Source organism: Undibacterium sp. GW821-FHT11B02, assembly GCF_058808955.1.
In genome coordinates, this window is the sequence record NZ_JBXASD010000010.1 from 1 (window position 1) to 17,125 (window position 17,125).

Here is a 17,125-nt window from a genome sequence, read left to right on the forward strand (position 1 = left end):
GTACCTCTGCTCGCACATATGGCTGCCTGGGGCCTTCGGCATACGCATCCGAGCAAGGAAGCGTCTTTGCGCGGGGAGCTGCTGGAAAAGGGCGGCCCTTCACTTTGGAGTGCCGTTATGGATGAACTACGTTACCTGCATCTTGGTGCGCCGCGTCCGGCGCGCTCGGTATTGGGCGAGCTCCGCGCCGACGACGAAAAGGCAATCACAAATTAGTACTTTTTTCGTCATGAATTGTGCAGGCGAGTGCATGCAGGGGTTGGCCCTTATTTCTGAGCCTAGCGGTGCGGCTCGGGCCCTCGCGGGAATGCGCGTGTTGCGCACTTGCCGAAGGGGGTGTGGGTACGGGGGCAGCGCTCTTGCCGTCAAGAGCTGCGCAGGCCTTGCGTCCTGGCGGCCGTCGCTGCCCTGACGGCTTGTGCTGCGCCGTGACCCAACGGTGACGGGCAATTCCGCCCGGCAACCTTCAGGTGTTCACCATGAACAGCGCACTCATCACCGACGACCAGTGCATGATGCTGCTGACTGAGATTGATCCCGATGACCATGGCCACGCCTTTGGGCTTTGTGACTTGGGGCTGGAGATACCGGAAATCGGCAGGGTCAGCGTGGACGAACAGGCGATGGTGCGGGGGCGGCTGGGGGTGCCGATTGAGCGCGATTTGTCTTTCCACGCCGAGAAGCGTAGTGCGCTTACGCGAGCGCGAACTTGCAAAGGCTACTCAGGATATCGCTGCTGAAACCGGGCTGGTGTCGGCGACCTGTCCGCAAGGTTGTCTAGCGTCAGCGAGGATATGCCCGGCAGGATGATCCGATTTCACACCACCTGCCTCTGACTTTGTTCATAGCTCACTTGACCACGCGGATGTTCTTGATCAGGGTGACACTGTATCCCCACCGGTTCCGAGCTTCGGATCAGGCCTCCTGGACCCGGTACGGGCTCTGCCGATCCGCAGCGTCCTGCTCGCGGAACTGGCGTGGCGACTGGCCGGTGGTGCGTTTGAACACCTTGGAAAAACCGAAGGCGTCCTGATAGCCCACGGCCTGCGCGATCTGTTCCAGCGGCTGCCGGGTGTCGGCCAGCAGCTGCATGGCCTTTTGCATGCGCAGCGTGCGTAGGTGGTTCATCGGCGTGTCACCCAGCGCGTTGCGAAAGCGCTCGGCCAGCGCCGAACGCGACAGGCAGGCCTGTTGGCCCAGTTCATCGAGCGTCCAGCCGTGGCCGAGGTTGCCATGCATGAGTGTGAGTACCTGGCGGATAGGTCGATCGGCGATTGCGTGGTGCAAGCCCGGTCCGTTGGGGCTTTGGCGCTGTGCAATCTCGCGCAAGGCAAAGGCAAACAGCGCGTCGAGCAGGCCGTGGGTGGCCGAGCTGGCTCCCAGCCCCTCTTCGCCCAGCTCGCGGTCCAGTAGGCCGAGGGTCAGGGGCAGGGCGGAGAGAGGGGGGAGAGTGTGGCCGCGCACCACGAACCACGGCGGCAGGCTGCGCAGGAAAGGATGCAGCGGGTCGTGCCAGAACTGGTAGGCCGCGCTGATGACTTGCGCGGAGGACTGGGTGCGCGGATTGTCGTCGGCCCCGGCCCTGGAGGACAGTGCTCCGTCTGCTAGACAAGCGCCTGCGAATGGTGTGATCGTCATGGTGGTGCTGTGCGTGGGCGTTGTGCGATCCAGCGACAGCTGGTGCACGCAGCCGCGGGCCATCAGCACCAGATCGCCCGCCTGCAACTCCAGCGGCGCATCCAGGTTGGACGCGTGCACGAAGGCGCGACCACGCGTGACCGCGTGCAGGCCAAAGCTGCGGTCGCAGGGAAAGCGCAGCGACGCTCCGGGTGCGAGCGCGTGCAGATTGAGTAGGCGGCGGCGCAGTCCGGCGATACGCAGTATGTCAGAGAGTATGTCCACCATTAAAATTATAGGACGTTTAGACATGAATTGTGGAATTTCATGCATTTATATTTTTGCGAGGACAGTACACACTGGGAGCCTTCCCAACCACAAACAGGAATTTTACATGACCACCACCCTCGTGACTGGCGCCAATGGCCAGAACGGTTCGCCCCTTGTTGACCTGCTCACCGCCCAGGGCCAGACCGTGCGCCGCGCCACCAGCCGCACCCCCACCCAGGCCAGCGAGGTTCATCTCAACCTGGCCACCGGTGAAGGCCTGGATGCGGCCCTGGCCGGCGCCGACCAGCTGTTCCTGTTGGCACCTTCCGGCTTTCCCAACCATTACGAGTTGCTGATACCCGCCATCGACGCCGCCAAAACCGCCGGTGTGAGCAAGGTGCTGCTGATGTCCGCCATGGGTGCCAATGCCGACGACAGCATCCCGCTGCGCCGCGCCGAGTTGCACCTGGAGCGTTCGGGTCTGGCCTGGAACGTGATCCGTCCCAACTGGTTTATGCAGAACTTCCACACCTTCTGGCTGCAGGGCATCCAGACCCAAGGTCAGATACTCCTACCGGTGGGCGCCGCGAAGGGCAGCTTCATCGACACGCGCGACGTCGCGGCCGTGGCCGCCAAGCTGCTGAGCAGCGACGACTTCGTAAACCAGTCGCACGACCTGACCGGCAGCGAGGCGTTCGACCACAGCCAGGTGGCGGCGATCCTATCGAAGGCCGCAGGCCGGACCATTGGCTATACCGACGTTCCCGAAGACGCAATGCGCCAGGGCCTGCTGGGCGCGGGTCTGTCGGCGGACTACGCCGAGTTCCTGCTGGCGATCCTGGGTGCCTTCAAGGCCGGCTATGCCGAGCGCATCACCGACGCGGTGCAGCGCATTACCGGGAAAGCTCCGATCCGTCTGGAACAGTACGCACAGGACTTCAAGGCCCACTGGGCCTGAACACCGGAGGGGGCGGAATTATGACCGCGCCCGTGGGCGCGGTCATAATTCCGTTCAACCGTATGGATACACGGTCACATGCACGCTTACGATACTAACTTCGAAAAGCTTATTCCAGAAACAGCTCCCAATATAAAATCTGAGCTAATTGATATGATTAATACTGATTTGCATGCTATGGAAGTAAATGGCACTGAAAATGAGCAACTTAAACAGTTCTTTCTTGGTAAGAGTGGAAATGCTGGTAGCGTTAGCGGGAGTTTTTGGAGAATGGTCTACTTTAGTTCTATTGTGATTACCACTGTTGGATTTGGAGATATCGTACCAATAATTTCCCATTAATTTTATCCAATGTGGCTTTGGTATGGAGCAATGTTCGTTTCAGCGGCGGCAGGAACAACTCGGTGATCAGATATTTCAAAAAAGAAAGCGAAAAAGACATTGAGTTTAGTTAACGGGCATTCTTTTCTTGTCTAATGTTTTCAGCCGACGAGTAGCCTGACTGCGTCTACCCTCAACTCATGGCTTGAATCGAGGTCTATTGAAATGCAGCAGTCGATCTTTTCAAGATCCACATCCTCTTCGTCTGGTGCGAGGAAGAGTTTTAAATGTGTGGGCGAAGCATCGATGACATAAAGCCTAAGCGAGCAGAAGGGAATCGCTAACATGCTGGTCGGCATTTTTGGTGCGATTCGAAACCCTGTGGCACATGCACCGAAGACTACTTGGGCAATGCCAGAGCAGGATGCAATCGACGTGTTTGGAATCCTGTCCTACGTTCATCGAAAATTAGATGGTGCAACGAAGATATGATTCGACAGGCTTCGCCTTCAACTGGCCGTTTAACCAAAGATCGCCAATACGCAAAAATGGCAAGATGCCAATAGACAGCCAGATCTTCTTTTGAAATTTGGCGGGTGAAGTTGATTGAGGAGAGAGTTGGGTAGCCAGATCGTCGGGGAAACGATCATCTTGAATTCTGGAAAGATGGACGAGAACTGAAGGTTGTGTCCGGCGAAGCAGACGGTTCGGAAAGTTCACTTCGCCGAACCAATCAATTCGCCAAATTTTTTCATCCTTAGGAAAGGCAGAAATGGTAGGTAAGTTATTGATATTTATGATGTTATTGTGAAAATTGTGGCTGTTACACTACTGATTTTTCTCATTAACTGTTAAACTTTCTCATTATCTTCTAACTTTTCACATCCGTCCCCACCCCATGCGCCTGCTGATCTGCGTGGTAACTAGACCTCACCATCGCCCCCACCGCTGCATGGGCGAAGCCCATTTTGTAAGCTTCTTCTTCATACATCTTGAAGACATCCGGGTGGACGTAACGGCGTACTGGTAAATGGTGGCCGCTGGGGGCCAGGTATTGGCCTATGGTCAGCATGTCGACGTTGTGGGCGCGCATGTCGCGCATGACTTGCAGGACTTCTTCATCGGTTTCACCCAGGCCCACCATGATGCCGGATTTGGTTGGGGTGTTAGGGTGTTGTTCCTTGAAGCGTTTCAGCAGGTTTAGTGAATATTCATAGTCAGAACCCGGGCGCGCTTCTTTGTACAGGCGCGGTGCGGTTTCGAGGTTGTGGTTCATTACGTCTGGTGGTGCCATGTTCAATATTTCCAGTGCACGGTCCATGCGGCCACGGAAATCTGGTGTCAGGATTTCTATGCGTGTCATCGGTGACAATTCGCGGACACGGGTAATGCACTCGGCAAAGTGGGCGGCACCGCCGTCGCGCAAATCATCGCGGTCTACCGAGGTGATGACGACATAGCTGAGTTTTAATGCAGCGATGGTTTTTGCCAGGTTGGCTGGCTCATCCACGTCCAGCGGGTCTGGGCGGCCATGGCCGACGTCGCAGAAGGGGCAGCGGCGCGTGCATTTGTCACCCATGATCATGAAGGTGGCGGTGCCTTTGCCAAAGCATTCACCGATATTCGGGCAAGATGCTTCTTCACAGACGGTCACCAGTTTGTTGGCGCGCAGGATGTCTTTGATTTCATAAAAGCGGGTGGTGGGCGAACCGGCTTTGACACGTATCCAGTCGGGCTTGGGCAGCCTTTCCATTGGTACGATCTTGATAGGGATGCGTGCAGTCTTGCTTGCCCCTTTTTGTTTTTCGGTAGGATCGTAAGCAGCGGTGGCGACGGGTGTGTTTTCGGTTGTCATGGTATGAAGCGATGTCGAAAAATCAGGGGGCAGTCAAAAGGTTTTGCAATTGCTGGGCGAATGCAGTCTGGACTTGTGCAAGCGGCACGGTCACGCCCAGGGTTTTCATGTCCACCGTGGCCAGACCAGCATAGCCGCAGGGGTTAATCCAGGAAAACGGTGTCAAATCCATATCTACATTCAGTGATACGCCATGGTAGGTGCAGCCATTGCCACGCACTTTCAGGCCCAGGGCGGCGATCTTGGCACCTTGCCACTGGCCGTTGCTGACATAGATGCCGGGTGCACCTTCCTTGCGTTCACCAGCCAGATTATACGCTGCCAGGGTGTTGATGACCGCTTGTTCTATCTTGTTGACGAATTCACGCGCAAATAAACGGGCCTTGGGGTGGCTGCGACGCAAGTCCATCAGCAGGTAAATCACGACTTGCCCGGGGCCATGGTAGGTGACTTCGCCACCGCGGTCAGTCTGCACCACAGGGATGTCGTGGGCAGCCAGCACGTGCGACTGGTCAGCACCCAGGCCCAGGGTGTAGACGGGCGGGTGTTCGACAATCCAGAATTCATTGGGTGTCTGATCTGTGCGGGCATCGGTAAAGGCGCGCATGGCATCGAAAGTGAGCTGATAAGGCTCAATGCCGCGGTGGATGATGCGGGGAATCACAGATGGCGAGATGGCTGCTTGCATAGACCGCTAGTGTAACATTTTGCGGGATGAAGGTCTGTGCTTGTGAAAATGGCATGATCTGGCGCAAAGCGCTGAGGATTCGCTACAGGTCGATTTTCAGGGTTTTTTCTACCCTGGCTTTGCCACCCGTCATCAGGCTATGGATTTCACCATGCCTGATGTCCAGGTCGACATGGATCAGGCTGGGTGAAGCTGGCTGCATCAGGTAACCTTGTTCTATCTGCAAGCCTGGCCCGGTCTGTTGAAAGGCTGTGTATAAAAGACAGGCCAGTGGGCCGGCAGCCATGCCCGTCGCGGCTTCTTCGTCTATGCCATAGCGTGGCGCAAACATGCGTGTGCTGGCGGCATGACCAGTATCTTGCGCTTCCAGCGTAAAGGGGTAAAAACCGATGAGGTCAAATTCTTCACTGATGGCGTTTATCTCGGTCTGGTTGGGCTGTATCTGTGCCAGGCAATCGCGGCTGTTAATGGGAATCAGTAAAAAGCTGTTGCCGGTATTGACGATGCTGGGGACTTGTCCTGGTATCAAGTCTTGCGTCACCAGGCCCATGCTGTTCAGTATGCGGTCATAGACTTGAGGATATTGCTTGTCATCGGCAGGAATTGGCTGGAAACGCGGTGCCTTTTGCTGCATGAAAGCCATGTCGGCCTTGATCAGTATGTCGCGCTTGCCATCAATGGTTTCTTTGCTGCTCATGCCTTCACCGACCATATCCAATGCGCGCAGCAGGGAAAAAGTGGCGACAGTGGCATGGCCGCAGTGGGCAATTTGCCGGTTTGGGGTAAAAAATTCCAACTTGAAGGCAGCGCTGTCTGAATGGGACACAAAGGCGGTTTCTGACAGGCCCACGGCTTTGGCGATGTGCAGTTTTTGCTCAGCAGTATAGTGATCCGCTTTTAGCACTACCCCTGCCGGGTTGCCACCTGCATTGTTGTGGGTGAAGGCGTGAACTATGTGGACTTCAACAGAAACAGTCATGGCATTTCCAAATCATTATCATCGGGAACGATTTTAGCCTGCAATTACGCTCGCAGTGCAATGATCTCAGAGCTGGTCTTTACTTTGCAGAATTCATTATGCAGGCTGGCCAAGTGGATGCGGTGTATCTCTTCTGCCGGAATCAGCACACCGTTGACATCAGCGCGGTCAAAGGTGGCGCAGGCATCGGCGGCCAGTATCACGTCAAAACCCAGGTTGCCCGCCATGCGTGTCGAGGTGGATACGCAATGATCGGTGGTCAGACCTGCAATCACTAACTGACTGATGTTTTTGACGTACAAATAGGCTTCCAGTTCGGTACCTATAAAGGCGCTATTGACCTTTTTGGTGAAGATGGCTTCACCAATCAGCGGACGTGCCAGGTTCTTGAATTCATAACCAGGCTGGCCTGCCCGCAGTGGCGAGCCAGCTTCTTGCGACTGATGGCGGACGTGGATAACCGTTCGTTCATGCTCACGCCAGTGCTGAAGCAGGGCAGCCATATACTGTTCGGCAGCCGGATTATTACGCTGGCCCCACTTGGGGTCGTCGAAACCTTGCTGTACGTCGATCAGTAATAGTGCCGTCTGCTTCATGATGGTTTTCCCGTTCAGTTGCCTGCTTGACTGCTTGCACAAAAGCTATCAGGCAAATACCTGGCTCAATTTGCGTGTCAGTCTTTGCAGATAGCTGCTAACCGGAAGATTCTGGTGTTTCATCGAAATTACGCTGGAAACGGCAGACAATTCGACCAGGCTAGCTTTTTGTTCCGCTTCAATCACGACCAGTTGATTTGCCGGGATAACCATGGATTCGCCCGTGGACAGCCAATAATCATCCGGGTGTCCAGCAATAGTCAGCCATATACGGCCACAAGCCACTTCGATTTTACGGGCTGTTTCCGAATGGCCAGACAAGGTGTTGCCAGCTGCAATCGTGTATGATGGGTTTGCGAAATTATTTGTCATTTCCATGCTCCTGTATTTACTGCCTGAAATGCGCTGCAATCAAAATTTCTTTACTATCAGCAGGTAAAACGTGATTTGTTGCAGTGCGATAGATGCATTGTAGTCTGCTGCTATCAAGAAATAAAACGAGTAATTTTTGATTGTCTTGCTAATTTTATTCACATAAAAATGGATTTTCGACGACTCCCCAATCTTGCGGCGCTGCGTGCCTTCGAGGCGGCTGCCAGATATGAAAATTTCTCCCGCGCGGCAGATGAAATCCATCTGACTCACGGTGCGGTCAGCCATCAGGTCAGGGCACTGGAAGAGGAGCTGGGCGTTGCCTTATTTGTCCGCAATGGCAAGCGTATTTCCATCACGCCAGACGGTGAACAGTTTGCCGCCACTATCCGCCAGGCATTGCAAGACCTGGGTGATGCGGCTGAACTGCTGAAAACCCGCAACAAACAAAAACGCCTGGGCATTACTTCTTTACCTTCCTTTGCCGCCCGCTGGCTTTCGCCCCGACTGGGGCGTTTTATCGAGCATTATCCGGATCTGGAAGTCAGCCTGCAGTCCAGCAATCATTTGACGGATTACACCAGAGAATCGATAGACATAGGCATACGCTTCGGCCTGGGCAATTATCCGGGCATGGTCAGTGAACTGTTGATGGGGGATTATTACTATCCGGTTGCCAGCCCGTATTTCCACGGCGGGCAATTACCACAGACACCGGCAGAACTGGCCAGTATGCAATTATTGCGCTGCGATGGCGAACCTTGGGAACCCTGGTTCCGCGCCGCTGGCCTGGACAATGAAGAACCTACCGGTGGACTGGTGTTTCAGGATTCATCCATGCTGGTGCGGGCGGCTGTAGATGGGCAGGGCATCGCATTGGGCCGGCATGTCATTGTGCAACCGGATATCAAGGCGGGTTTGCTACAACGTCTGTTTACGATCGACATCCCTTGCGAGGTCGCGTATTACCTGGTGTATCCGCCCAGTGCATTGTTGAAGCCACAAGTCAAAGCCTTCAGGGAATGGTTGCTGAAAGAAATTGCGGAAGAGAGCCGGCAGATGAAATAAGCTGGCGGAAGATTGATATATGCAGTAAATAAATCAACGCTTCTGCCTGCGAGCATGTGCTGGCAGGCAGATTGACTACAGTACCACTTTCACCATGGGGTGAGAGGATAGTTCGCGGTACAGATTGTCCAATTGTTCACGGCTGGTCGCACGCACGGTCACCGTCACGGACAAGTAAGAGCCTTTGCTTGACGGCCGCATTTCAACTTTGCCCGCATGAAACGTCGGATCATGGATAGTTACCACTTCCACCATGGTCTGGGCGAATTGGTCATGCATGGGTCCCATGATCTTGATTGGAAAATCGCTGGGATATTCGATCAGGCTTTCTTCGGGGGGGATGGGTCTCATTTCCATAATACTTCCATATTTCAAAATAACTTAATGCCAGTATATGGGGTCTTGCGACGGAATTCCAATACCATCACATACTCCTTTGACCTATCCTGGCATCATGCATAAAAGCTGGTCAGTGATGCCAGGGGGACATGCAACGATTCGATTTGTGCCAACTCTTCCAGCAAAAAATCCACTGTCGCTTTAACGCGCGGTGCAATCAGCGCGCGATGTGGATATTGCAATACCATCTGCCTATTACCTTCTTGATGAAACGTGCCCAGCACGATTTTTAGCTTGTTGTCACGTAAATAATGCCATGAATGGTAGACGGCCACCTGGGCAATGCCCATGCCCATGATGGCCGCTTGCACTGCAAATTCAGGGGCCGACACCGTCAGATCGGGTTCACGCGGGTAGGGGCGGTTTATCTCACCCTCTCTGAGCTTCAGATTCCAGGTAGTCATTTTACCATTCAGAAAACGGACGGCGATTTGCTTGTGCTGGTCCAAGATTACTAATCTGCTGCGGGACGCCGTACTGCGCCAAATAAGAGGGGGCAGCAACCAGTATGGTGTGCAAAGGGCTGACTGCGCGCGAAATGACGCTGGAATCTTCTATCATGCCACCACGCAGGGCCAGGTCATAACCGTCACGGACCAAGTCTATACGATGATCATCAAAATCTATCGCCAGCCGCAAGCCTGGATGGCGTTGCTGCAATTTGGGTAGCAAGGGCAGCAGGTAATGCTGACCAAAAGCGTTGCCGGTCGATATCCTGACATGGCCAATCACTTCGGCATGCTGGCGGCTGACACTGTCCACCGCGTGATCAAGTGCATCAATTGCTGCGCGCGCGTTTTCCAGAAAAGTCCGACCTTCGCTGGTTAATTGTAGCGAACGGGTGCTGCGATTCATCAGGCGTACGCCCAGGCTTTGTTCTAAACCCGCCACATTTTTACTGACAGCTGCGGCAGAAATATGCAGCGCCCTGGCCGCTGCCGCAAAGCTGCCACGATCTGCCGCCTGTATGAAAGACAGCATGGCGGGTACGCGTTGAGACGCATCGAGCTTCATATTCGTAACCTGAGGTTGTGAGTGAAAATAAGAATAGCTGGCTTATCGGTATTAATCAATGAGATCACAATCACTCCTATCAACACACACATAGGAGCAGCAACATGCAAACAATTTCAAAAACAGTCGCAGTGCTGGGTAATGGTATCGTTGGCGTTTCCATAGCCAAGGGTTTTGCCAGTCTTGGCTATCAAGTCATCTTTGGTACCCGTAACCCTGACAGTGACAAAACCCGCGAAGCACTGGCAGCCGTGCCGACAGCACGTGCCAGCAACTATGCGGATGCAGCCAGAGCTGGTGATCTGGTCTTTTTGGCCTTGCCGTGGTTGGGCTTGCAAGAAAGCCTGGAATTGACAGGCAGCGTCAACTTTGCTGGTAAAACCGTGATTGATGCCGTTAATCCGCTATTGGATTTTTCTGCAGGTTCGCCAAAGCTAGCGATTGGCTTCAGTGATTCTGCGGGTGAGCTGGTACAAAGACTGTTGCCGAAAGCGCGGGTGGTCAAGGCTTTCAATACAATTGTCACGACCCATATGGTCAGACCCCAGTTTTCAGACGGACAGCCGGATATGTTTATCGCTGGAAATGACAATGAGGCCAAGCAGGAGGTTGCCGCAATCCTGAAGGCATTTGGCTGGCGCTCAGCGATAGATATGGGCGATATCACGGCAGCGCGTTTGCTCGAACCTTTGGCGATGTTGTGGATCAGCTATGCCTTCCAGCGTCAGCACTGGACACATGGTTTCAGCTTGCTGGGACAGGCGAAGGTGGCGTAGGCTTTCTACTGCAGGTCGGGTCCTGCTAGACTGCGGCTTACCAGTGCAACACTCGGCTCTTAAATAACGTATACGTTTGCTGAGGCTGAGTGTTGGGCTGATGAAGCGTAGCCCAACCTACGAAACTCATTAAGTTCTCGGTATGATATTTAAGCTGCTTTGGCAGCCTGATAAGCCGCATACAACTTATGGTAAACCGCACCTGGTTTACCGTCACCGATGGTCGTGTCATCGAGTTTTACCACGGCCAACACTTCCTTGGTAGCGGACGACAACATGACTTCATCGGCAGCGAAGACTTCTTCGCGGGTGATGCGGCGGGCTTCCAGTTTGATATTGTTGGCGGCGCACAGTTCTTCTATCAGGCCGTAGCGTATGCCTTCCAGTATCAGGTTGTCTTTTGGTGGTCCCATCAGCACGCCATCTTTGACTATCCACACATTGGATGCCGATGCTTCGGTCAGATAACCATCGCGGAACTGTATGCTCTCGGCTGCACCGTGTTCGGCTGCGTTTTGTGCAGCCAGTATATTGCCCAGCAGTGAGATTGATTTGATTTCGCAACGTAACCAGCGCTTGTCTTCCATTGAGACACAGGCAACCCCGTTTTCGCGTGCGGCGGCGGTCGGCAGTACGATGGGGTTGGTCATGATGAACACGGTGGGCGTCACATCCTTGGGGAAGGCATGCGCGCGTTTGGCCACGCCACGGGTGACTTGCAAATACACCATCTGGTCATCGGCTTCATGGGCCGCCATGACCTTGGTAATCAGGGCCAGCCATTCTTCCTTGCTGTGCGGATTGGCGATGCTTATGGACGCGAGGCTACGGAACAGGCGGGCCAGATGCTGGTCAGCACGAAACATCTTGCGCTGATACACCGGTATGACTTCATAAATGCCATCACCAAAAATAAAGCCACGGTCCAGGACCGGGATTTTGGCTTCCGACAGGGGTGTCATTTCGCCATTCAGGTATACCAGGGGATCATTCATGATGTCTGCGTGAGTGAGGAGGAGAGGGTCTATTTTTACACAGAACGACGGGGCGGCTTATGCAAATAAAGCATACAAGCATAGCCCAGATTTATGTGCGGCCCGGTCGAGGGGCCGCGCATAAGAGGTAACAGAGAAGCTTATTTCAACTGCTTATTTGAATTGATTATTTGAACATCAGGCGTATCGAATCCCAGGCGCGACCAAAGATGCTGGCCTGATTGACTTGTTCCAATGCCATTACCGGGAATTCGGCTACGGGTTTGCCGTCCAGCATCATTTTTACGGTACCGACTTTACTATTGATCGCAACGGGTGCCACCAGCGGGTCTTTACGTTCCAGCGCCGGTTTCAGTTTGGCGGCTGCCCCTTTGGGCAAGGTCACATACAGGTCACGATCAAAACCGATCTTGACCTGTGCCTGCGTGCCTTTCCAGACTTCTGGTGTGGCAATGGCCTGGCCTTTTTCATACAGCTTCAGGGTGTCAAAGTTCAGGTAACCCCAGTTCAACAATTTCAGGCTTTCTTGTGCACGTATCTGGTCGCTGTCAGTACCGATGACGACCGAGATCAGGCGACGTGTACCCGTACCATTCGGGCGGTTGGCAGAAGAAATCAGGCTATAGCCACCACTCGTGGTGTGGCCGGTTTTCATGCCGTCTACACTTGGGTCCAGCCACAGCAGGCGGTTACGGTTGGGCTGGGTGATCTTGTTATAGGTGTAGCTTTTGGTTGAATAATAGGTCTTGTAAAATTCGGGAAAATCGATGATCAGGCGTGCTGCCATGGTAGACAAATCCTGGGCGGAGGAATAATTGTCTTTGCTTGGCAAACCATGTGGATTGGCAAAGTGAGTGGCTTTCAAGCCCATACGCTCGGCTTCGCGGTTCATTTGCACAACGAAGGCTTCTTCGCTGCCAGCCACTGCTTCCGCTAGGGCGACGGCAGCATCATTGCCGGATTGTACGATCAGGCCATACAGCAGTTCATTGATGGTGACTGGCTTGTTCGGCTCGATAAACATCTTGGAACTGCTGCCATCGACTTTCCAGGCGCGGGTAGAAACATTGATGCTCTGGTTCAGGTCCAGTTTCTTGTCCTTGAGGGCAGCAAACACCAGGTAAGCGGTCATGATTTTGGTCAGCGAAGCGGGTTCTACGCTCATCGTTGGTTGTTGGGCGGCGATCACCTGACTACTGGTGGCGTCAAGCAAGACCCAGGATTTGGAAGCGATAGTCGGCGCTGGCAGGGTTTGCGCGACCGCAGCTGTCATGGTCAGCAGCGATACGGCAATGGAGGCGAGGAATTTTTTCATAGGGGTAACCAGTAAAACAAGGGTGACAAAAAACAAATAATCTACGTCCTCATCGGGCGGTCTGATGGGACGGATCTGGTACATACATCATCAGGCTTTATCCCACATGCTGGTGATGAGTTGTTTGATATGGTGCAGGCGACGGTGAAAGAAATGGTCCGCGCCGGGTATGACGGTAACCGGTATGTCCTGCGGGCGTAGCCAGTCCAGTACCGCGCTCAAGGGAATGGTGTCGTCCAGCTCGCCATGGATCAAAATGGTATTTGCTGGAATAGGCGGCATATCCCATTTGCCAGCAGCCGCACCGACCAGCGCCAGGCGCTCTGCGGCTTGGCCTTTTTCTTGCAGGCGCTGTTGCAAGCGAGCCTGTACAAAGGTGCCAAAGGAAAAACCTGCCAATGCCAGTGGCAGACCAGGGAAACGTGCGCGCATGGCGTTCAGCAATAATTCCATGTCATCGGTTTCACCCATGCCTGCATCATAACTGCCTGCAGACTGGTCAACACCACGAAAATTCATGCGTACGGCGGCATAACCAAGGCCAGTAAACGTGCGCGCCAGGGTCTGGGCAACTTTATTGTCCATGGTGCCGCCATACAGCGGATGCGGATGGGCTACCAGGGCCAGGCCCACAGGACTGGTATGGGTTTCGGGATCAGGCAGGTCCAGCGCACATTGCAATTGTCCGGCTGCGCCCTGTATCAAAAATTGTTCAGTTTGGGCATTCATGGGATTCAGATCTTGAGACGTTCAACCACACCGCCGCCTATCAGGTCGACTTCGATAATTTCATCAATATCGCTTTGATCAACATAGGTATACCAGGTGCCTTGTGGATAGACGACCATGACCGGACCTTCTTCGCAGCGATCCAGGCAGCCCGCTTTGTTGATGCGGATTTTGCCGTGACCGTTCATATCCAGCTGTTTGATGCGACGTTTTGCGTGCTCTTGCGCAGCTTGCGCACCGCGGTCAGAACAGCATGGGCGGCCATCGTCACGCTGGTTCATGCAAAAGAAAACGTGTTTTTGGAAATAGAGAGCTTCAGACATAGATTATTCAGCCTGCGGATCATGCAACCTGAGCTTATCTGAGGTTGCGCCGCCGGATGGCAGTAGTTGAAGCCCACTATGATACTGCAATTGCGCGGACAGGGGCTGGAAGCCAGGTTTCAACTACTGGCCGGCTTGCGCAACAAGGCCCAGATTGCCAGGAAAGGCCAGAATACAGACAGGAACTGTGCCGCGCCATTAAAGTTCAAAAACTTGCCCTGTACCCAGGTCTGCATGGTGGCAGCAAAGTAGGGGTTGTCGGACACCAGATTCAATACGATCAGGGAAATCGCCAGCAATACCAGCGCCAGCCGTTTTTGCACATGGGCCGGTGCAAAAGAAAAACCGTATAGCATGATGATGCTGATCACCAGGCCGCCACCCGCACCGGGGGTAAGCCAGGCAAAAGCATATTCGGGTTTGAACAGCAGTGCGCTGGCCAATGATTTGATCGTCAGTGCAGCAAGCAGTAAAAGACTGGCCAGCACGGATTTGGGGGCATGCCGGTTCAGAATGCTGAGGCAGATCAGCAAGGCACCAGTACAACTGCAGGCTGTGATGATGGCTTCGGACATTAAATATTCGTCAGCACTGGGTTCAAAACCTTGCAGCAGGAAATTGCTGATATCAATATCGGTGTCCAGCATCTCACTCAGACTTTGTGAAATGATGGGCAGGATTTGTCCCAGACCAAACAGATAGGCTTGCGGATAAATTTGCGCCATGGTCCACAAACCCAGCACCAGGATTTCGCGGCTGGATTCTTTATATGTCCACTGCTTGCGCAGTAGTTGAAGGCGGCCTTTCTCCAGTATTAATGGAGTAAGCAGGGCACCCAGTATGGCCCCCAGCATGGCACCGGATGAATTGGTCAGAAAGTCCAGCAAGGAGGTGACACGGCTAGGCAGGAAATATTGCACAATTTCTGCCGTAGCGGAAACCACAATGCCGCTCAGTGTAGCCAGCAGTGCCGCCCACCAGCGTGTGACCAGTGGATACAGCGCAAACACGATCAGTATGCCAAACGGGACGTAACCAACCACATTGATAATGACATCAAAGCCTGACCAATACCTTGGCCATTGCTGAATGACATCCGGTAAGGCTGCCCAGTTATTGGCTTGCCAACCGGTGAACGGATACCAACTGGCATAGATAATCAAAAACAGGTAAGCCGCCAGACTCACCCTGGCAAAGGGTGAACTGTGAGGTGGGCTGACGGGATCAGCTAAGTGGTCAGCTATTGGGGTGGGCTGCATGGCTTAATTTAGTGGCAGACTCTTGATCCAGGTCTGCAATGCATCAATACTGGCATCGGCGGCTTCCTGCATGGCCTTGGCACCGCCAGGTGCATCGGCGCTAGCCGCATTTACCATTTGCTGGAAGCTCTTCTGTGCAAGCAATTGACGTCCTTTGACCAGGCTGGCACGCAGGCTGATCTGGACGTGGCTTTGATGCGGGCTGGTGAAGATTTGTGAAAACTCTTCCAGTTCTATACGCAATACCGGGAATGGTGATGCTGCTTCAGTGCTGACCATGACATCACTGCCTTGATTCGCCATGCGGGTTTTCAGCCTTTGTGACAGCAGTTGCGCAGGCGGCATGCTCCAGCGATGCTGGGAAAAGGCTTTGAGCTGCTGGACATTGTCATATTGCAAGCGATATAACATGGCATTGCTTTCCAGTGCCGCCGGAACGGCAATCTCTGCCAGGCTGAATTGCAGCTTGCCTGACACCGGGGTGGCAGGTGTTTCTGCCATCCAGGGGCCAAAATCATATTGTTGCCGCTGAACAGCTGGGGTACTGGAGCAGGCTGAAAGAAAGGCGAATACGCTGATCATCAGGCCCAGACGTGCAAGTTGTTGGCGCAGGTGTCGGTAGTTCATGCGAATTCCTTTATTTGGGAGCAACAAAACCGGGCTCGCCGGGGCCAGGTGCTGGCGCGGGCGGACCAAACAACAGGCTTTGCGGCCTTTCATTGAGGCTTTCCGATACGCGGTTGATGGAACGCATGGTGGCCCGTGTTTCACTTGTCAATGTCTGTACACGTGGCAGAGTATCAATGATCAGACTGTCGCTGACCCTGTCCATGGACTGATTGAAGCGTGCCAGCGGACCATCTGCCGCCTGCAAATTGTTGGCAAACTGGTTCAGATTATTGCTGAGCTTGCTGGTATCTGACGCCAGCCCGTTGATAGATTTCAGGGTCGTTTTGGCTTGCTCTACTAGTTCTGGCAGGCGTGTCAGGGTTGGATTCAGTTTGTCGGGTACTGCTTTCCAGGCGGCAGAGGCTTTGCCAAAATTGTCGATGGTCGTCATCAGCGATTTTTGGTTGCTTGGATCAAACAGGCTGTTCAGGCGACGTGTCAGTTCTTCGGTTTGTGTGAGAATGGCCTGGCCGCGTTGTTCCAGATTTTGCATCATGCCCGGACGCATAGGAATGCGTGGCGGTGCATCTACATTAATTTCGGCACCATCGGCGATCAGCAATTGTTTGGATGTACCGTCATCGTCGAGCTGTACAAAGGCGATGCCGGTCACACCCTGGTAACCCAGGGTAGCATAGGTGGAACTGGTGACTGGTGCATCGGGAATGATTTCCAGGCGCAAGACGATTTGTCCTGGGTTCTTGTCATCAAAATCAATGTCCGTGACATTGCCAACCTTGATACCTTTGTAACGGACTGCAGCCTGCAGGTTCAGGCCAGACACAGCCATTTTGGTAGCGACCTCATACGGTACGCGTTTGATTTTGTCACGCCCCAGCCAGATTGCCAATACCGTCGCCAATATCAGCAAAGCGATGGTAAAGAAACCGGCCATGAGTGCATGAGATCTGTTTTCCATAAC

Annotated in this window: 20 protein-coding genes and 3 pseudogenes; 7 read left to right on the forward strand and 16 right to left on the reverse strand. The window is 53.8% G+C overall.

Going from position 1 to position 17,125, the window contains the following annotated elements; genetic code table 11:
- Together AC1RVX_RS20635 and AC1RVX_RS20640 are read left to right on the forward strand one after the other, a co-directional pair.
- Nucleotides 1–216: pseudogene (locus AC1RVX_RS20635) on the forward strand (winged helix-turn-helix transcriptional regulator); the annotation flags it as partial.
- Nucleotides 217–518: 302 nt separating this feature from the next.
- Nucleotides 519–740, forward strand: a pseudogene (locus AC1RVX_RS20640) (DUF2958 domain-containing protein); the annotation flags it as partial.
- Nucleotides 741–915: 175 nt separating this feature from the next.
- Here AC1RVX_RS20640 and AC1RVX_RS20645 read toward each other — a convergent pair.
- Entirely contained in the window at nucleotides 916–1,929 is a 1,014-nt protein-coding gene (locus AC1RVX_RS20645) for an AraC family transcriptional regulator (RefSeq protein ID WP_493218483.1), read from the reverse strand.
- 82 nt (nucleotides 1,930–2,011) lie between these two features.
- On the opposite strand from AC1RVX_RS20645, the gene AC1RVX_RS20650 reads away from it, so the two are divergent.
- The 3 genes and pseudogenes from AC1RVX_RS20650 to AC1RVX_RS20660 all read left to right on the forward strand — a co-directional run.
- Nucleotides 2,012–2,845 (forward strand): SDR family oxidoreductase, encoded by an 834-nt coding sequence (locus tag AC1RVX_RS20650; protein WP_493218484.1) that lies wholly within the window; start codon nucleotides 2,012–2,014, stop codon nucleotides 2,843–2,845.
- Between the two features lie 78 nt (nucleotides 2,846–2,923).
- Entirely contained in the window at nucleotides 2,924–3,187 is a 264-nt protein-coding gene (locus AC1RVX_RS20655) for an ion channel (RefSeq protein ID WP_493218485.1), read from the forward strand.
- Between the two features lie 312 nt (nucleotides 3,188–3,499).
- Nucleotides 3,500–3,658: pseudogene (locus tag AC1RVX_RS20660) on the forward strand (TIGR02391 family protein); the annotation flags it as partial.
- Nucleotides 3,659–4,037: 379 nt separating this feature from the next.
- On the opposite strand, the gene lipA reads toward AC1RVX_RS20660, so the two are convergent.
- From lipA to AC1RVX_RS20685, 5 genes are all read right to left on the reverse strand, one after another.
- Nucleotides 4,038–5,021, reverse strand: coding sequence for a lipoyl synthase (lipA, locus tag AC1RVX_RS20665; protein WP_493218486.1), 984 nt, complete (start codon nucleotides 5,019–5,021; stop codon nucleotides 4,038–4,040).
- A 22-nt stretch (nucleotides 5,022–5,043) separates the two neighbouring features.
- Nucleotides 5,044–5,709 (reverse strand): lipoyl(octanoyl) transferase LipB, encoded by a 666-nt coding sequence (gene lipB, locus AC1RVX_RS20670; RefSeq protein ID WP_493218487.1) that lies wholly within the window; start codon nucleotides 5,707–5,709, stop codon nucleotides 5,044–5,046.
- Nucleotides 5,710–5,791: 82 nt separating this feature from the next.
- Entirely contained in the window at nucleotides 5,792–6,688 is an 897-nt protein-coding gene (locus AC1RVX_RS20675) for a PhzF family phenazine biosynthesis protein (RefSeq protein ID WP_493218488.1), read from the reverse strand.
- Nucleotides 6,689–6,732: 44 nt separating this feature from the next.
- Nucleotides 6,733–7,284, reverse strand: coding sequence for a cysteine hydrolase family protein (locus AC1RVX_RS20680; protein ID WP_493218489.1), 552 nt, complete (start codon nucleotides 7,282–7,284; stop codon nucleotides 6,733–6,735).
- Nucleotides 7,285–7,332: 48 nt separating this feature from the next.
- Nucleotides 7,333–7,656, reverse strand: a complete 324-nt coding sequence (locus AC1RVX_RS20685; protein WP_493218490.1) for a DUF2917 domain-containing protein — start codon at nucleotides 7,654–7,656, stop codon at nucleotides 7,333–7,335.
- Nucleotides 7,657–7,824: 168 nt separating this feature from the next.
- On the opposite strand from AC1RVX_RS20685, the gene gcvA reads away from it, so the two are divergent.
- Nucleotides 7,825–8,724, forward strand: coding sequence for a transcriptional regulator GcvA (gene gcvA, locus AC1RVX_RS20690; RefSeq protein ID WP_493218491.1), 900 nt, complete (start codon nucleotides 7,825–7,827; stop codon nucleotides 8,722–8,724).
- Nucleotides 8,725–8,799: 75 nt separating this feature from the next.
- On the opposite strand, the gene AC1RVX_RS20695 is transcribed toward gcvA, so the two are convergent.
- The 3 genes from AC1RVX_RS20695 to AC1RVX_RS20705 all read right to left on the reverse strand — a co-directional run bounded on the left by AC1RVX_RS20695 (nucleotide 8,800) and on the right by AC1RVX_RS20705 (nucleotide 10,137).
- On the reverse strand, nucleotides 8,800–9,081 hold the full coding sequence (locus tag AC1RVX_RS20695; protein ID WP_493218492.1) for a DUF493 family protein: 282 nt from the start codon (nucleotides 9,079–9,081) through the stop codon (nucleotides 8,800–8,802).
- Nucleotides 9,082–9,176: 95 nt separating this feature from the next.
- Nucleotides 9,177–9,527, reverse strand: a complete 351-nt coding sequence (locus tag AC1RVX_RS20700) for a LysR substrate-binding domain-containing protein (protein WP_493218493.1) — start codon at nucleotides 9,525–9,527, stop codon at nucleotides 9,177–9,179.
- Between the two features lies 1 nt (nucleotide 9,528).
- Complete coding sequence (locus AC1RVX_RS20705; protein WP_493218494.1) at nucleotides 9,529–10,137, reverse strand: LysR family transcriptional regulator; 609 nt, start codon at nucleotides 10,135–10,137, stop codon at nucleotides 9,529–9,531.
- Between the two features lie 104 nt (nucleotides 10,138–10,241).
- On the opposite strand from AC1RVX_RS20705, the gene AC1RVX_RS20710 reads away from it, so the two are divergent.
- Nucleotides 10,242–10,913 carry an NADPH-dependent F420 reductase gene (locus AC1RVX_RS20710; RefSeq protein WP_493218495.1) on the forward strand — a complete coding sequence of 224 codons (672 nt, stop codon included), beginning with the start codon at nucleotides 10,242–10,244 and terminating at the stop codon, nucleotides 10,911–10,913.
- A gap of 149 nt (nucleotides 10,914–11,062) precedes the next feature.
- Here the strand turns inward: AC1RVX_RS20710 and AC1RVX_RS20715 are convergent, their stop codons facing one another.
- The 7 genes from AC1RVX_RS20715 to AC1RVX_RS20745 form a co-directional block, all read right to left on the reverse strand.
- A complete protein-coding gene (locus tag AC1RVX_RS20715; RefSeq protein WP_493218496.1) occupies nucleotides 11,063–11,908 on the reverse strand; it encodes a D-amino acid aminotransferase in 846 nt (281 codons plus the stop codon).
- A 166-nt stretch (nucleotides 11,909–12,074) separates the two neighbouring features.
- Nucleotides 12,075–13,223, reverse strand: a complete 1,149-nt coding sequence (locus AC1RVX_RS20720) for a D-alanyl-D-alanine carboxypeptidase family protein (protein WP_493218497.1) — start codon at nucleotides 13,221–13,223, stop codon at nucleotides 12,075–12,077.
- Nucleotides 13,224–13,313: 90 nt separating this feature from the next.
- Nucleotides 13,314–13,952: an alpha/beta hydrolase gene (locus AC1RVX_RS20725; RefSeq protein WP_493218498.1), complete on the reverse strand. Its 639-nt coding sequence runs from the start codon at nucleotides 13,950–13,952 to the stop codon at nucleotides 13,314–13,316.
- A 5-nt stretch (nucleotides 13,953–13,957) separates the two neighbouring features.
- Nucleotides 13,958–14,275, reverse strand: a complete 318-nt coding sequence (locus AC1RVX_RS20730; protein WP_493218499.1) for a (2Fe-2S) ferredoxin domain-containing protein — start codon at nucleotides 14,273–14,275, stop codon at nucleotides 13,958–13,960.
- 119 nt (nucleotides 14,276–14,394) lie between these two features.
- Nucleotides 14,395–15,534, reverse strand: a complete 1,140-nt coding sequence (locus AC1RVX_RS20735; RefSeq protein ID WP_493218500.1) for a VanZ family protein — start codon at nucleotides 15,532–15,534, stop codon at nucleotides 14,395–14,397.
- A gap of 3 nt (nucleotides 15,535–15,537) precedes the next feature.
- Nucleotides 15,538–16,161, reverse strand: a complete 624-nt coding sequence (locus AC1RVX_RS20740; protein ID WP_493218501.1) for an ABC-type transport auxiliary lipoprotein family protein — start codon at nucleotides 16,159–16,161, stop codon at nucleotides 15,538–15,540.
- 10 nt (nucleotides 16,162–16,171) lie between these two features.
- On the reverse strand, nucleotides 16,172–17,122 hold the full coding sequence (locus tag AC1RVX_RS20745; protein ID WP_493218502.1) for an MlaD family protein: 951 nt from the start codon (nucleotides 17,120–17,122) through the stop codon (nucleotides 16,172–16,174).
- Between the last annotated feature and the right edge of the window lie 3 nt (nucleotides 17,123–17,125).